The sequence below is a fragment of the Austwickia chelonae genome (assembly GCF_003391095.1).
Classification (GTDB): Bacteria; Actinomycetota; Actinomycetes; order Actinomycetales; family Dermatophilaceae; genus Austwickia; species Austwickia chelonae_A.
In genome coordinates this window covers 952,194-968,016 of the sequence record NZ_CP031447.1, presented here as the reverse complement: position 1 = coordinate 968,016, position 15,823 = coordinate 952,194, and the positions used below count along the sequence as shown (strand labels likewise).

At 64.3% G+C, this 15,823-nt stretch carries 8 protein-coding genes; 2 read left to right on the top strand and 6 right to left on the bottom strand.

The window, feature by feature from the left end; all coding sequences use genetic code 11:
* Positions 1-145: 145 nt before the first annotated feature.
* The gene (locus tag DX923_RS04240) at positions 146-1,027 is read left to right on the top strand and encodes a 3-methyladenine DNA glycosylase (protein ID WP_116112926.1); all 882 of its coding nucleotides are present in this window, start codon (positions 146-148) and stop codon (positions 1,025-1,027) included.
* A gap of 48 nt (positions 1,028-1,075) precedes the next feature.
* On the opposite strand, the gene DX923_RS04235 is transcribed toward DX923_RS04240, so the two are convergent.
* Positions 1,076-2,179 carry a branched-chain amino acid aminotransferase gene (locus DX923_RS04235; RefSeq protein WP_116116151.1) on the bottom strand — a complete coding sequence of 368 codons (1,104 nt, stop codon included), beginning with the start codon at positions 2,177-2,179 and terminating at the stop codon, positions 1,076-1,078.
* A 177-nt stretch (positions 2,180-2,356) separates the two neighbouring features.
* Positions 2,357-3,427, bottom strand: a complete 1,071-nt coding sequence (locus DX923_RS04230; protein ID WP_116112925.1) for a 3-isopropylmalate dehydrogenase — start codon at positions 3,425-3,427, stop codon at positions 2,357-2,359.
* A 462-nt stretch (positions 3,428-3,889) separates the two neighbouring features.
* Here DX923_RS04230 and DX923_RS04225 point away from each other — a divergent pair, with 462 nt between their 5' ends.
* Positions 3,890-4,864 carry a hypothetical protein gene (locus DX923_RS04225; protein WP_116112923.1) on the top strand — a complete coding sequence of 325 codons (975 nt, stop codon included), beginning with the start codon at positions 3,890-3,892 and terminating at the stop codon, positions 4,862-4,864.
* Here the strand turns inward: DX923_RS04225 and DX923_RS04220 are convergent.
* Genes DX923_RS04220 through DX923_RS04205 form a run of 4 tightly spaced genes read right to left on the bottom strand, consistent with a single transcriptional unit; the run spans position 4,861 to position 15,685 of the window.
* Positions 4,861-7,200, bottom strand: coding sequence for a transglutaminase-like domain-containing protein (locus DX923_RS04220; protein WP_116112922.1), 2,340 nt, complete (start codon positions 7,198-7,200; stop codon positions 4,861-4,863). The two genes, DX923_RS04225 and DX923_RS04220, sit on opposite strands and share 4 nt — an antisense overlap.
* Positions 7,197-8,486, bottom strand: a complete 1,290-nt coding sequence (locus DX923_RS04215; protein ID WP_116112920.1) for a DUF58 domain-containing protein — start codon at positions 8,484-8,486, stop codon at positions 7,197-7,199. The genes DX923_RS04220 and DX923_RS04215 overlap by 4 nt, the downstream gene beginning before the upstream one ends.
* A gap of 1 nt (position 8,487) precedes the next feature.
* Positions 8,488-9,504 (bottom strand): AAA family ATPase, encoded by a 1,017-nt coding sequence (locus DX923_RS04210; RefSeq protein WP_205413104.1) that lies wholly within the window; start codon positions 9,502-9,504, stop codon positions 8,488-8,490.
* 37 nt (positions 9,505-9,541) lie between these two features.
* Positions 9,542-15,685, bottom strand: coding sequence for an Ig-like domain-containing protein (locus tag DX923_RS04205; RefSeq protein ID WP_162872774.1), 6,144 nt, complete (start codon positions 15,683-15,685; stop codon positions 9,542-9,544).
* Positions 15,686-15,823: the final 138 nt, after the last annotated feature.

Sequence of the window (15,823 nt, the reverse complement as noted above, 5' to 3'; positions counted from 1 at the left end):
CCCCGCAGAAGAGACGACAGGACTGTCTCTCCCACGGATCATCGCGACGACTCTTAGGAGAGTAGATCTGACTCCGGATATTGTTCAACCAATTTCGCGAGGTTGGTCGGGTCGATCCTTCCCACGAGCGGTAGGGTCCTGCTCCGTGGAAGAGCTGTCGTACGCCGAATGGCGTCATCGCGAGGAGACCCATACTGGACGGGTCGAGAAGCTGGTGAACGGCCACTTGCACCGCCGCAGCCGCGGGCTGAGCCACCCCGTCGAAGACTTCCTCTGGGTCTACTACCGCCATCGGCCGGGCAAACTCCGACGCTGGCACCCAGGACCAGGCGTGCTCCTCCAGGACGGGGCCGGCCCCTCTGAGCGTCGGCACTGGCCCCACTACACAGCACACGGCGACGGATACCTCCTGGACGTGCCGGCCTTCCTCGAAGCCCGCCGCAGGCTGGTCGAAGAGATCCATCAGCTACTGGCCGCCACGGCCTCACGCCCCGCAGTCTTCTCCTGTTTCGGACTCCACGAATGGGCCATGGTCTATGGGCTGTCCGACAACGAACGACGTCACGAACAGTTGCCCCTGCGCCTCAGCCAGGCACACACCGACCAGGTCGTCGAACAGTCCACGATCCGGTGCAGCCACTTCGACGCCTACCGTTTCTTCACCGAGCAGGCGCGTCCGCTCAACCAGCTACACCCCACCCGGAAGAATCGCGACGACCAGGAACAACCCGGCTGCCTCCACGCCTCGATGGACCTCTATCACTGGGCTGCCCGACTCTCCCCGGCCGTACCCAGCGAGCTGCTCATGGACTGTCTGGAGATGGCATTACGAGCCCGGCAGCTCGACATGCAGGCCAGCCCCTACGATGTGACCGGCTTCGGCCTGGAGGCGATTCCTGTCGAAACGGCCGCCGGACGCTCCACCTATGTCGCCCGCCAGCGGGAGATCGCCGAGGAGGCCAGCATGCTGAGGTCACGATTGATCACCACGTGCGAGCGCATCCTGAACGACCCTGCGGCGTCCTGACCCTGCCCGCCGGAGAACCACACGTCGAGAGGGCCAGGACGGCACCGCTCAGAACAAACGGGTCATCCACCCGCGGGTGTCCTCCACCCGCCCGTACTGGATGTCCAGCAGAGCCGTACGCAGCTGCTGGGTCACATCCCCCACCTGACCGGGGTCGACCGAACGACGGTGGTCGCAAGTGCCGCCGTCCCAGCGGAGTTCGCCCACCGGAGTAATGACCGCAGCGGTGCCACAAGCAAAGATCTCGGTGATCTCACCACTGGCGGCTCCGTCCTTCCACTCCTGGATAGGAATACGCCGCTCTTCGGGAGACAGGCCCATCTCACTCGCCAGCTGCAGGATCGACCTGCGGGTGACGCCGGGCAGGATGCTCCCGGTCAACTCCGGGGTAACGATCCGACCGTCGCGGTACACCAGGAAGAGGTTCATCCCGCCGAGTTCCTCGATGTAGCGGTGAGTCCCCGAGTCGAGGAAGACAGCCTGGTCGCAGCCGTGCTGAGCGCCTTCCAACTGTCCGGCCAACGAACTGGCGTAGTTGCCACCGCACTTCGCCGCTCCGGTGCCGCCTGCTCCTGCACGCGCATACTGGGTGGACACCCACAGGTTCACTGGTGCCAGCCCCCTGGAGAAGTACGCGCCGGCGGGCGAAGCGATACAGCAGTAGGTCACCTCACGAGAAGGACGCACCCCCAGGAAGGCCTCAGAGGCGTACATGAACGGGCGTAGGTACAGGCTGGTCTCCCCCGTTCCTACTGCAGGAACCCACTCATGGTCGACAGCCACCAGCGCACGCAAGGACTCGATGAAGTCCTGCGTGGGCAGCTGAGGCAGGGCAAGACGGAGTGCGCTCTGCTGCATCCGCTCAGCGTTCGCTTCCGGCCGGAAGGTCCAGATCGACCCGTCTGCATGTCGGTAGGCCTTCAGACCCTCGAAGATCTCCTGGGCGTAGTGCAGGACCGCTGCGGCCGGGTCGATGGCCAACGGCCCGTAGGGCACCACTGCGCCTTCATGCCATCCTTCGTCGCTGGTCCAGCGGGCCAGGGCCATGTGGTCGGTGAAGTTCTGCCCGAATCCGGGATTGCCCAATACGTAGGCGCGCTGTTCAGCCGTGGCCCGTTGGGGGTGGTCCTGGGTGGTGAAGGCGAGAGTCATAGCCGGGTCCTTGTCGTCATCGGGACGGTGAGGGGCAGGGGTGCCGCCGTTGATCAGGTTGCGCACCTTCGCTCCTGGGCAGGTTAACGCTTAGCGCAGTCCCACGCCCGGTCTGGTTCCTCCTGCGCTGGGCGCAGTGGAGCTGTCCGGGTCGGCGACGAGGGGATTCTGGGTGGTTCAGGTCAGGAGTCGTACGACTGACTCTCCGATGTCGGAGGTACAGCGTGTTCCCAGTCGAGGCCGCGCGGCCAGGTCGGCTGCAACGGCTGTTTCGATGGCAGCAGAGGCTTCTGGATACCCCAGGTGGGTCAGCATCATCGCTGCAGACAGGATCGTGGCGGTCGGATCAGCCTTGCCCTGTCCGGCGATATCGGGCGCCGAACCGTGGACTGGTTCGAACATGCTCGGGGTGCTTCGCGTCGGGTTGATATTTCCGCTGGCCGCCAATCCGATACCTCCGGCGGTGGCGCCTGCGAGGTCAGTGATGATGTCGCCGAAGAGGTTGTCCGTCACGATGACGTCGAAACGTCCGGGGTCGGTCACCATGAAGATCGTTGCCGCGTCGACATGCTGGTATCCCCACTCGACCTCGGGATAATCGGCGGCGACCTCTTCGACGGTACGTCGCCACAGCTGCCCGGCGTGGGTGAGCACATTGTGCTTATGCACCAAGGTGAGATGGCGGCGTGATCGACCACGAGCGGTATCGAAGGCATAGCGCACCACGCGTTCGACGCCATGCCGCGTATTGATGCTGGTCTCGGTGGCGATCTCGGCCGGGGTCCCGACACGCAGGGCACCTCCGTTGCCGACATAAGGCCCTTCGGTACCTTCCCGGACGACGACGTAGTCGATGCCTTCGGGTGCGACCTGGGCAAGGTCAAGGGGGGTCGTGCCGCCGGGCAGGAGCTTGACCGGGCGAAGGTTCACATAGTGGTCGAGTGCGAAACGGAGCGCCAGCAGGAGCTGGCGTTCGAGCAGTCCGCTGGGCACAGAAGGGTCCCCGATAGCTCCCAGGAGAATGGCGTCGTGGTCGCGCAGTTCTCGGAGCACTCCGGCCGGCAAGGCCTCGCCGGTCTCCTTCCAACGGCGCGCTCCGAGGTCGTACTCGGTCACATCAATGCGGGGTCCGATGCCACTCCCGGCAAGGGCGTCGAGGACCGACCGGGCTTCACGGACGACTTCGGGGCCAATACCATCACCGGGGATGCAGGCCAGCTCGATGGTGTCCTGTGCGACATCCTTCATAGAGAAGGACGCTAGCGGCTCGTCTTGCATAATAGGACCTCCATCTCATTAAATGAGAAGAATGGGGCAGTCGTCCTGTAGGACAGTTCAAGAGGCCACCCCCACCCATCGGCTGTCATGCGCCGAGACCGAGCCCGCCGAGGGACTCATCCCTCGTCCCATCCGACTGAGCCAGAGGAGATAAGCCACCGCGGGGAGAGATATCATCACGACTGGAACAAGGGGAGCCCTCCGTGCCTACACGACGCAACATCACACCTCAGGTGACAGCCTGCCGATCCAGTGCCCTACCTTTCACTGACACGGCAGACCCCCGGACGCGAGAGCGCCGAGCCAGCCACGACCGCGCACCTCTCCCCGCCCTTCCTCGCATAGGCGCCGGCGCTCACTTCCCTACACCAGCCGACGACACCGGGCCAGTCACACTGCGCACCGTGACCGGCCCGGCACACCGTTCCCCCGATGAACGATGAACAAACCGAGGCCTCCCAGGCGCCTTATGATCTCGCCCAACTCGACGAGCTGTACCTACAGGGAGAGATCTCGCCCACCCAGTACTGGTCGTTACAGCGCAAGCTCCTCCATGACGCGACATTGTCCCAACGCTTCAACGCACCACCGCCTTACCTCGCGGCCTACCCACCACCGGTAGAAACCCACTATCAGGACCCCTACTACCAAGAAGAGTCACCCGAAGGACGCTACTATCCGTCCGCCGAGGCGTATCCCGGCCCTTATTCGTCGGCCCATCTACCCCCGCATGGCGACATTCACGACCTGCCCCAGTCGGACCCTTACCAGAGCTCCTACCAAGACTCTTGGTACGACCCCTATCCCGACCGCTCCTCCTACCAGGAAACCCAGAGAAGTCCCATCCCCTCGGACTACCAGGAGCGCTACCCCGACCCCTGGCATGAACCTCTCCAGGATCACCAAAGATTTCAGGATCCCCCCGACCTGTATCACCAGACCTATTCGGATCCTTGGGAAGAAGAGCAGCCACGCTATCCGGACCTGAACAGCACCGACTCATACGCAGACCACGTCACACGACCCGAAGCCTTCGCCCCGAAGACCGACTACTTCGATCACGAACATCATGGGTTCCTTCCCCCAGCACCCTTCCCTCTGCCCGAGGAACCGATCGAACACGCGCCTCAGCTCCTCCCCGGCCTCGGCAGGGAACCTGTCTACAGCCCGCCCCCGGTCATGGAATCACCGGCCACCCGCGCAACACGTCGAGCAGCCCGCGGCGGGGAGGCCCCGACCCGGGCCACTCGACGCGAACGTCGGACCAGCGCCACCGAAAGCGTCTACGCACCCGCCATGGGAGCCGTTGACCTCTTCGACACCGAAGTACCCCAAGGCGGCCTACGCCGTCATCGTCGGAAAAAACGCCCCTGGTGGTGGTGGCTCTGGCCCTTCGGACGCCACTAATTCTGGATCTGCACGAAATACACCGAAGAAGGCCGTAGCCCCTCAGCGCCCTCGCGAGTACGCCAGCCGGGCAGCAACGAACGCAAGCTGCCCGCAACGAGGAGCCGTCGCCACCAGGGAAGGTTCGCAGCCAGTAGCCTGTGCTGCTCCATCACCTCACGCCAGACCGCAGCCACCTCTTCCTCACCAACTGACTGCGGACCGTAATGAACCGCATCGATCCGCGAAGCCAACCCCAAGAGGGAAGGGTCCCCTGACAGCCGGGCCAACTCACGACGGCTCACACCCGACGGCGGAGACATACCCCGGTCGATGAGCCGGTCGACCACCTCATCCCAACCTGCGCAGACCGCAGCTGTCGGAGCACGCTTCTGCCGAGCCGACCGACGCCCACCCTTCACCGCCATCACGGCACCGACGAAAGCCAGCCACAACAGCGGCGGCCCCAACACGATCGCACCGGTCAGCCGAGCCCACAACGGCATGGTGACCCACCACTCGCTCACCGGCGTCGAGCGTCGATCATGTCCACCCAAGGACGTATCGGAGGCGAACGGATCTTCCGAGCTCGGCCGACGCGCAGTATTAGGAGGCGGAACCACTGCCGCCGAAGCACCTTGCACATCCTCCTCCGGGATGGGCTTAGGTTTTTTGTCCCGAGGCGGCACGATCTGGTCAGGTCCCAGCTGCACCCAGGCATTCTCGACAGCTACTTCGATCCAGGCCCGGACCTCCCGGCCCCGCAGCACCCCGGAGGAGTCAGGCACCCCGCCCACGACGACCCGCGCCGGTAACCCGAGGCTGTTCGCCATCAACGCAGCCGCGCTGGCGTACTGTTCGTCGTCCCCAGCCGGCTCAGTGGCCCCCAGAAGAGCCTCGATCCGCCCGACCCCGTGCCCAGGCAGAACCGGACGCTCCGAACCGGTGTCGCCATCGGAGTAAGCACCGGTGGAACGCAGGTGCTGGGCCGCAGCACGCAAGCGCTGCCATGGATCCGAGGAGGGGCCTCCCCACCGAGCCACATAGGACGACACGGCCTGGAGACGGGAGACATCGGTCAACGCACCTTGAGTAGCAGGCAAGGTGTCCGGCAAGGCAGCCCCCGGCAAACGGGCAGCCTGCACCGTCTCCTCACCTCCCCGGACACCCCCGGAGACCAGCACAGCCCCCGTCGAGACGTTCACCCGGCTTGCTTCGCTCAAGGCTTCTCTGCGGTCGCCTGCATAGTCCAAAGAAGTCAGGGAACCCGCTGAAGGAACCCAATCCCGCAGATAAGGATCTTGGGCATAAGCGTCCTCCACCCGAATGCGATACTCCGCCGTCTTTCCCTCGATCTGCGCAGGGATGGCGGTACCGACCTTCCAGAACGCCCCCGCACCCGGTCTGGCCACACCGGGCAGACCGCAGGCGTCCCATACCGTCCCGGTGAAACAATCCAGGACAGCAAATCGAACCGGCGCATCCTTGGGCAGCCCCGACACCTGTACCAGAGCCTTGTCCGCCAAAGCCTCGCCCACCGGGCGAAAACGGCGGAAACCAGCAAGAACACTGGCCTTCGTATGATCGGTCACCGGAGGCATCATGCGTTCGCGCAAGGTCTCGCGCGGCCCACCTGAAGAAGTCATCGCCTGAGCAGCTGGCGCCGCGATGACCCCGGTCACCATCAACAACGCAGCGCCTGCAGCGAACTGAGCCGCACCTACTGGCCTGTTCGATGCCACCAAACGAGAAGAACGGATCCCCGCCCACAACGCCGCGCCCAGGATCAGCACCAGCCCACGCAGAACCGCTCCTGAGGAGGACGAAGTACCCAAAAGCGCGGTCAAAGCCGCTGTCGCCCCGACCAACCCCAGAACTGGTCCTGAGCGCAGCCACGTCCGAGCAGCCGCAAAAGTCAATAATCCTGCTACCAGGCCCATCAGCCATGGCAATGCCGCCATCGGCCCACTCTGCGCCACCGGCGGCAAGGTGGTCAGCAAATCACGCCATCCACCAAAAGCCACCTGGGCGGCCCGCATCCAGGCATCAGGGGACAAGGGCCCGTCATCAGCGCTCCTCGCACCGAGGAACGGAGCCACAGCGAGATAGACCAGTGAAGTCCCTAGTACACGCGCCGCGATACGTGCCCATCGAGGAACCGCCAACGAGCGACACACCGTGTCCAGGCTGACGCCGATCAACACCCCGGCCCATCCTGCCAACAGAGCCAACGGGCCGTCGAAAGTCCCAGCGAAGCCGCCCAGCGCGCAGCACAACAACAGCACGACCATCACTGCGTCGACTACAGCCTCGCGCTCGGACAGCGCCATGGCCAGACGATCCAGAGCAGACTTCACAAAGTTCCCTCTCGCACCAACATCGGCAGGTCCTCGACCCGGCCGATCACCATTGCCGAAGCACCCGGAAAAGTCGACAGACCCGGCTGATGCCCGGGATGGACCCGTAAGATCACCGGCCGCACCGAGGCCGGCAGCAGAGAGACTCCCAGCCGCAGATCATCGTGATCAGTCTGCGGACCGACCACGAAGACCACCAAGCTCATCTGTGGCGCCGCCGTCATCAGACGGACCACCGATTCGGACAAATGCTCTGAACCAACCTCGACCTGCGCAAACCCATCCAACAGGACCGGTAGGGGCGCAGCATGGATCAGCCGATCTCCCGCCGCCACGCTGACGTCCAACTCGTCTCGACAGGCGCGCACAGCCAAAGAAGCTGCGGCCTCCAGGGCCATCTCCACGTCATCAGGGTCGGGATAATGCCCGGCATCGACATCGACGACCAATCCCAGGTGGGAGCGCCTCGTGTCGTAGTACTGCTTGACCAGCAAGGACTGCGTTTCGGAGGGACCGACCGAGCCAGATCTCGCTGTCGCCTTCCAATGCACATGGCGCCGATCATCGGCTGGCACATACGGCCTCACCGTATGAAAGTCGAGGTCGGAGGGCGAGGGGTCCGTCGTTGAACGACCCTCGAGATCGCGGATCATGCCAGCGTCCAAAGCCGGCAGATGGACCGTGTGCGGATGCACGAAGAGCTCGCAGATCCCCGTCCAGGTCTGTTCCCTGCGCACCAGGCCAAAAGGATCCCCCGAGATCGACCGTGCCGGCCCGACCCGGACCACTCCACGCTTCTCCGTGAAGACCGAATACTGCTCGACCTGGACCGAACCCACAGACCCGCCGACATAAAAACGCCCACGTCCCATACCGACCGGGAGCTCCACCACAGCCGGAAGACGGCGACGTCGGCCTACTCTGCGCAGAACCACCTCACCTCCTGCGCTCTCCCCCGCCGTCACCCGGGTCGGCGACAAGGACAAGGAGACCTCCATCCCCCCCTGCAACAACGACCAGGCCACTGAAAGAAAGACCAGCACGAAACCCGCCATGCACATCGCCCCAGCCTCTGCCCAGCCGGTGGACAACCAGACCACCCAGGACAGGAAGGCAGCAGCCACCACCGACCAGCCCAAAGGAGTCACCGGGCCCAAGACCCGGACTGCCGGGGCTGCCCACCGACGAGCAGTCCTGCCATACGGTCCGTCCAAGGCTGCGGACCAGGTCGACACCACCTGCGTACGAATCCGGCCGACCGAGGCAGGAAAGCGGGGAAAAGCCATGTCAGCTCCGATCGGACCCGCGAGAACCGCCGTCGGGAACCGGCACCATCTCGAAGACCTGATCGATGACGGCCTCCACTGAAACCCCCTCGAACTGCGCCTCGGCGTCCAACAGCAGACGATGGCTCAGCACCGGGACCGCCAGCTCCTTGATGTCGTCCGGAATGACGAAATTCCGGCCCTGCGAAGCCGCCCAAGCCTTGGCGCAGTGCACGTACGACAACGCTCCGCGTACCGACATCCCGACCCGAACATGCGGAGTCACCCTCGACTCCTCAGCCAGGTTCGTGACGTAATCGATGATTTCGTCGGCGACATAGACCCGTTGAGCGACATCGACCAACTGCCCGACCACCTCGCCGGTGATCACCGGACGCACAGACTTGGCCCGGTCACGTTCCGCACGCCCGCCCAATACCTGCCGCATCGCCGCCCGGTCGGGATAACCGACCGATGTCTTCATGAGGAAGCGGTCCAACTGCGCTTCAGGAAGCCGGTAGGTCCCAGCCTGCTCGATAGGGTTCTGGGTGGCGATCACCATGAAAGGGGTCGCCATCTCATGGGTGACCCCGTCCACTGTGACGCGGCCCTCACCCATCGCCTCCAACAAAGCGGACTGGGTCTTCGGGCTGGCCCGGTTGATCTCGTCGGCCAGGACGATGTTCGAGAACACCGGCCCCTGGTGGAACTCGAAGACCTGCTTAGCCGGGTCGAAGATCGACACCCCTGTGACATCGCCAGGGAGCAGGTCGGCAGTGAACTGGATGCGGTGATGCTCGCCCTGGACGCTCTGTGCCAGGGCCCGGGCCAAGCTGGTCTTCCCCGTACCAGGAAGATCCTCCAGGAGGAGATGTCCCCGGGCAGCCAAGCAGGTCAGGGTCAGGTCGACCACATGGCGTTTACCCAAAACCGCTTCAGCGACATTGGTCGCCAAAGCGTCGAAGGTCTTCTGGAACCAGCTGATCTCGTGGGACTGTGCCACCGTTTTGCCCTGATCGGCTGAGCTTTTCCTGTTCATCACGTGTTCCGTCTCCTCACGGCGGTGATCTGGCCCGTCAGGGCTTGGTGGGAAGGGTGGTCGGCGGGGAGCTGACTCCCCCGTCGTTACCGCCACGGTCACACGTAGCGATGACGACATCACGCGCCTGGGCCTTCAACCGGTCTGGCGGGGCTACCGCCGTCCCTCTCCCTGACGCATCTGTCGCCACATTCACATCGGCCGAGGCCGACCTAGTCCGATTGGTCACCGTGCAGACCACCGTCGCGCTGGGGGCCATCCCACTCACTTCGATCGTGACCGGGATCGGTGAACTCACGCCGGTTCCGGTCAGAGCCACCTTCGCCAGGCTGGTCTCCACCGAACCTTTGGCAGTTCGGCTGCCTTGCGCGGTGGTCAGCACAGCCGTGACAGCGACCTTCTGTCCGTAGCCCACCCGTACCGTCTGCTTCGCGGCCCAGGCCTCGCCTGCTCCTGTGGTGAACTGCTGACTGCTCACTGTGCGTCCACCGGCGGACACCGTTACCGACAAGGAACTACCTGGAGGCGCTCCGGGTGTCGACACCTCATAGCCGATCGACGGCCCACTGGCCCCGACCTTGACCTTGACATCCGAGTTCTGTTCGCCCTTGATCGGCACCGTCAAAGGCGCCGAGCATTGTGTCCTCGAGCCCTGATTACACGCCCTCAACGTGATGGTGAGCGCCCCGGAGACCGGCTCCAGTGTCCGAGTGACCCGTTCCGATGTGGCGAAATCCCAGGGTGCGCCCGAGCAGGGAGAGGCCCCCAGCGCGCACTGCACCGTGACCGGCTTGGTGCTACGCGGCGAAGTGAAGGTCAACAGGATCTTGCCCTGCGGGGTGCGCTCGGCGCTGACATCGGTCGGCTGCCCCGGGATGCCCTCTGCCGTGATCGATGCCGACGGCCCAGGGTCGGAGGAAAGTCCTGCTCCATTGGTCGCAGTCACCGAATAGAAGTACTGCCCGCCATCGGAGGGAACCGTGTCCTTACAGGAGACCATCCCGGTAGAACAGACCGTGGTCGACCCTGAGGCACTGGTCCGGGTGACCGTGTAGGTCAGCGGCAACGGACCGTTCGGCAGCACTGGGGTCCACGAGATCGCCACCTGCGCGTTGCCCTTCCCATCGGCGATCGCTGACAGCAAGGGAGCACCCGGTGTCCTCGGCCGTCCTGCCGCCTGGCCGGTGACCGTCACGGGCTCACCTGGACCGACCTGGTTGACCGCCACGATCGTCAATGACACCGGACCAGTGGCATCCAGCCCTCGTACCAGTACCTGTGTCGCCGCAGTGACCATCCGGCCGCCCGGCCACGTGATCACATACGAGGTCACCGGTGACCCGACGGACTCCGGTGGCGACCAGGCCACGACCAAAGAGCCGGCCTCGCCCTGAGCCACCCGGGCATCACGCACCGGGCCGGGACGTGCGTCGACCAGAACCGGTGCCGAGACCGGGCTTTCCGGCCCCCAGCCCACAGAGTTGTGTGCCTTGACCCGGAAGGGAAAGGTCGCCCCGTTCCGCAGGCCTGAGATCGTGCAAGGCACTGTTGCGCATTCTTGCGTGCCACCAGGCCAGGAGACCTGGTAACGATCGATCGGAGCACCGTTGTGATTCGGCACGGCCCAGTTAAGGACCACGGCACCGCTCTGCGGCGGACCGGCCGGTGCCGGAGTTCCTGGCGCATCTGGGGTACCGATCACCCTGACGGTGATAGTGCCCCTGCCCTGACGGTCGGTCCGTGAACGGTCCGGGACATCAGAGACAACGACCGAGAAGGTCAGTACACCCTTTGCTCCAGCATCTGGAGTGATCGACACGTTGAGACCGTTTGCGTCACGTCGCGCATGGGCTCCCCCGGTCTGTTCCAGAGAGACGACCGACAATCTGGGCGAGCTCAACGGCGAAGAAACATAACCTGCCAGGTTCACCGATGCTGTCTGTCCAGCCGCGACACCGTCCAAGGTGATCGGGGCAAGAGTCGGCGGATGCGGGCTCCGAACGGTCACGGCAACCGTGGCAGGCTTCGCCTCGGTACCAGGAACGCTGATCGACAGTGTTGCCCGTTGGCCTTCCCTGGCGTTCCCGTTCGCCGACAAAGCCACCGTGTGGTTGTCGGGGTTCGAGAGTTGCAGACCTGAGGTCTCGCCCGAGAGCTGCCCGCGGAAACGCAACTTCTCCGCCCCACCAGGTTTGGCCGTCCATACGTGGCACAGCGCCATGACGTCGAACCGCTGTTCAGGACCGCCGACGACCACGCCCAAAGTAGAGGACGGGCACCTCAGCACCGGGGTCTCCGGGCCGACCTGAACGGGGATGGAGATCAAAGCAGCCTTGTTCTGGGAATCCGAACCGTCTGCGTTCTCGCTCACCTGCAAGGCGATCGCAGCCGGGCCTACGTAATCGGTCTTCGCACTCACCTGGATCTGGGTAGGCTCCACCGCCTTCACGTCCAGCATCCCTTCCGGCGAAGAGGAGAGCGCGGAGCCCGGCACGACCGAGACCTTCTTACCTGCGGGATGACGCACGTAATCGGAGAGGTCGACCTTGATGTTCCCCTTCTTGGGGACTTCGATCACCTTGTCCGGCGCGGGGAATGGCAGGCCTTCTCCCGTGGCAGGGACAGTCAACACCGCCATCGTCGAGGCACCTTCACGGTCGGTGACCTCGTAAGCCACGAAACGCGGGTGCGTGCTGAGCGGAACCGTCACCTGGCTGCCTTGCACCGTGGCGTCGCGGGAGAAGACCTGGCTGACGCGCAAGCCAGTCCCGTCACCATCTGGATCACGGACCTTGTCCAGGACGTCGACGGTGACCGAGGTCTCCCCGTCCTTCACCGTGGCCTGAGTGTTCGCCGCCACTGGCGCCATCCGGTATCCGGCACGTGCGCGCAGGGTGATGGTGGCCACGCTCGGCGTCCCCAGACCGTTCGTCAAGGAATAGCGGAAAGTCACCGGCTGGGTTCCGGTGCCGACCGTCGCTTCGATGGGGCCTCGCGGAGAATTGAGTTTGACGCCTTCGACCTCGGCGCCATTGGTCTCTTTCAGGTCGTTGATCCGGACCTTGTCCCCGCTGGCGACCAGATCGTTCGTCAAAGGATCAAAACGGACGACGGCTCCGGGCTGAGCCACGATCGTGTCGTCCACCGCCATCGGTGGCTGTGGATCTCCGGGAGGGACCACGGCCAATCGAACTGTACCGGTGCCACGTTTACCGTACTTGTCCTGAACGACATAGGAGAAGGAATCCGTGCCACCTGACATCGGATACGCCTGATAGGTCAAGGTCCCGGGGGTGAAACCCATGACCCTTCCCAAAATTGGCGCGCTGGAAATGCCTATGAGGGCAACGGAGTCGCCGTCCGGGTCGACACCGGTCGCAGAGATCTGGAGCGTCGTCGTGTCACCGGCGACGATACGACCCTCGATCTCCGGCGGCTCCGGCTCACGGTTGGGATTTCCCTGTCCGGGCTCCGGCTCGATCACCACGTGCGCCTGCCCCTTGGCTTCCAAGCCGGAAGAGTTCTGCGCCAGGTAGGCGATCTGGACGGTCGTCCGATTCTGCACCGACTGAGGAGCTTGGAAGCGGACCACGCGACCAGAGACATAAGCCGAACCGTGATCGGTCGTTTCTTTGCCGTCCACGGTGACGACCAAGCGGCCTGGCGCCGGCGCGCCGGGGGCGTCCTGCACGATCTCGAGTTGGGAGCCTCCGGGATCTTCGTCGTTGTCGAGCACAGGAATAGTGACATTGTCACCGACACGCACCGTGGCATGGTCCTCGGAGGTCACCGGCACCGACTGCGGCAGAGCAGGCAGCTGAGTGACGATGACCGTCCCTGTCACTGCGCTGTTGGCACCGTCCTCAGCTGTGTAACGCACCACCTGCTGGGCCGGCGAGAGTTGAGGCTTCTTCGGCTGGATACGCAACCATCGCCCACGAACCACACCTACCTGCAGCTGGTTCGGGTCTGCGGCTTCAACTTTAGAGACTGCCAGGATGCGCCCGGAGGGGCTGATGTCATTGGCCAGGACGTCGACGGTGACAGCACCTTGGCCGCGAACCACTGCGGTATCCATGACAGCGATCGGCGAGGCGTCTTTCACGACTGGAGCGATGTCCACCCGGATAGTGGACTTGGCCATCGGCGCGCCACCATAGATCACCCCGTAGGGAAGGAAGAAGGTACCCGGGCGTGCCGCTGTCACGGTGACCGTGCCCTCGTTGCGATTGGTCGTGACAGCCAGGCCTTCAGCCGAGGAGACGTCTCCGGCCAAACGGAGACGCGCCGCAGGAGTAGCTGGGTCTGCGCCGGGCAGGTCGTTGTCCAAGGGCCGGATCACGACGGGACGACCCACTTGGCCAGAAACGAAGTCCGGCATAGCGGTGGGTGGGCTGGTCGTTGTCGCCCCAGGGGCGAGTACTTCGAGGTCGATAGTGCCCTTGGCAGTGCTCTGCCCGTCGCTGACCTCGTAGGAAACCTGTCGATGACCCTTTCCTGCGGCAGCCGAGATATCGACGTTGCCATCCTTGGAGACCGAGACCTGCATTCCTTGTGCAGAAGCGGAGACCACGGACACCGGATCGTTGTCCTTGTCGTCCCGCCAGTCGGCCAGGACGGGGACAGCCACGTGCCCACCGCTAGGTACGGCGTAAGAACGTGGTTTGTGCCCGGCACGCAGATGAGGGGGCGCGTTGTCTTTCGGTGTGCGAGCTTTCAGCGACACCGGAGCCGACGAGGAGAGCCCCCGCCCGTCAGTGATGGTGTAACTGAAGTTCACCGAACCCACATTGTCCGGGACCACAACCTGCACACTCTGGCCGTCTGCAGAGATGGTCGGCCGGACGCGGGGGTCGCTGGGCGAGGACACCTCGGAGATCGCGATGACTGCACCACCAGGGTTTGAGTCGTTGTCGAGCAGATGGAGCACGCTGGCCCGTCCAGGCCGGACTCCATATTCATCGGCAACAGCTTTGGGTGCCTTCGGCTGGTTCGACGTTCGATCTTTATCGTCTTTACCGGTCTTGCCTTCCTTGGTGGGAGGCTTCACCGTGGACCAGTTGTCAAGACGCTTACCGGTGGAGAGGTCCCACACCGAGCCTCGGGCGACGTCGTTCAACACCACGGAAGTGCCTCTGGCCCGCAGATCGGGGGTCTGCAGCCCGCCCTCGTCACGCGAAAGGTTCACTCTGCGGGGCGCTTCTTCCCCGCATCCGCGGACCGCTACCGCCTGCGCCCCAGCCCAAGCAGCAGCGATGCATTCACCCTGACGTACTGGGCGAGCCGGGTATCCGATGCCTTCGGAGGACAACGTCCGAATCGCGCCATCGTCCAGGGAGATGGCGAAAAGCTCTTTGGAGCCGGCGACGAGGACCTCGTCTGCAGCCGGACCAGGACGTTGGAGTACGGAGTCGCCCAGCGAAGAGGGAAGGGAGACCCGTTGCTCGCCGGGGAGAACGACAAGACGCTCCTTGGGATCGAGGACGACCGGACGGTCTCCGACCGCAGTGACCCGGACATCCTGCAGGCGTCCACCGAGTTCAGTTTTCCTCACCTCGATGTCCACCCCAGGACGACGGGTCGACACCTGTCCTGAGGTCGAAGCGACATGGACCTGCCCGTCCAGGCCCACTGCCAGGTCCGACCGCCGGCCGGACTGAGAACCGCCTGCATCCGACCCTACCGAGAAGGACGGCTTGGTGGCGGAAGTCAGCCCTGAGACCGACGCTCTGCCGTCGTGGTCAGTTTGCGCCATACGCACATCGCCAGAGACGGGGTCGAGCGCCGCGACCGTCGAGCCGCCAGAGTCCATCGTCCAGGAACTTGGGACTGCTACACCCTCGTCTTCAAGCGCTTTACCCCGGGCAAGGTCCACGGGATAAGCGCGCCCGGAAGTCCGGTCACGAGCGACGACAGCCGGACCGGCTTGAAAAAGGTCGAGTTGGTATGCAGCTTGACGTTCGCCAGGCGGCGGGAAAGCCGCGTCCAGGGCCCCGTCGGGCAGACTCACCCGCCCGAACATGCCCAAGGAGTCGGCGGAGACCCAGACCGTACCGTCGTCGGGGGTCACCCTGGTCTGGTCGTATCCTCGCGAGCGAACCACCAGCAACACCGTCGCGGCCACAATGGCGACCACGCACACGGCTGCTAGGGCGCGCAGTCCCTTCGACCAGCGCGTCATTCTGTAAAACCCCCGATCAATACGGTGCAGACCAGAATATAAGGCCAAGGTCGCACTCCTGTTCGGGGAGGTGCCCCTCATGAGACCGAGCGAGCAACAGCTCCCTGATCTGCCATCCGAAGGTTCAGACGCCTCAGA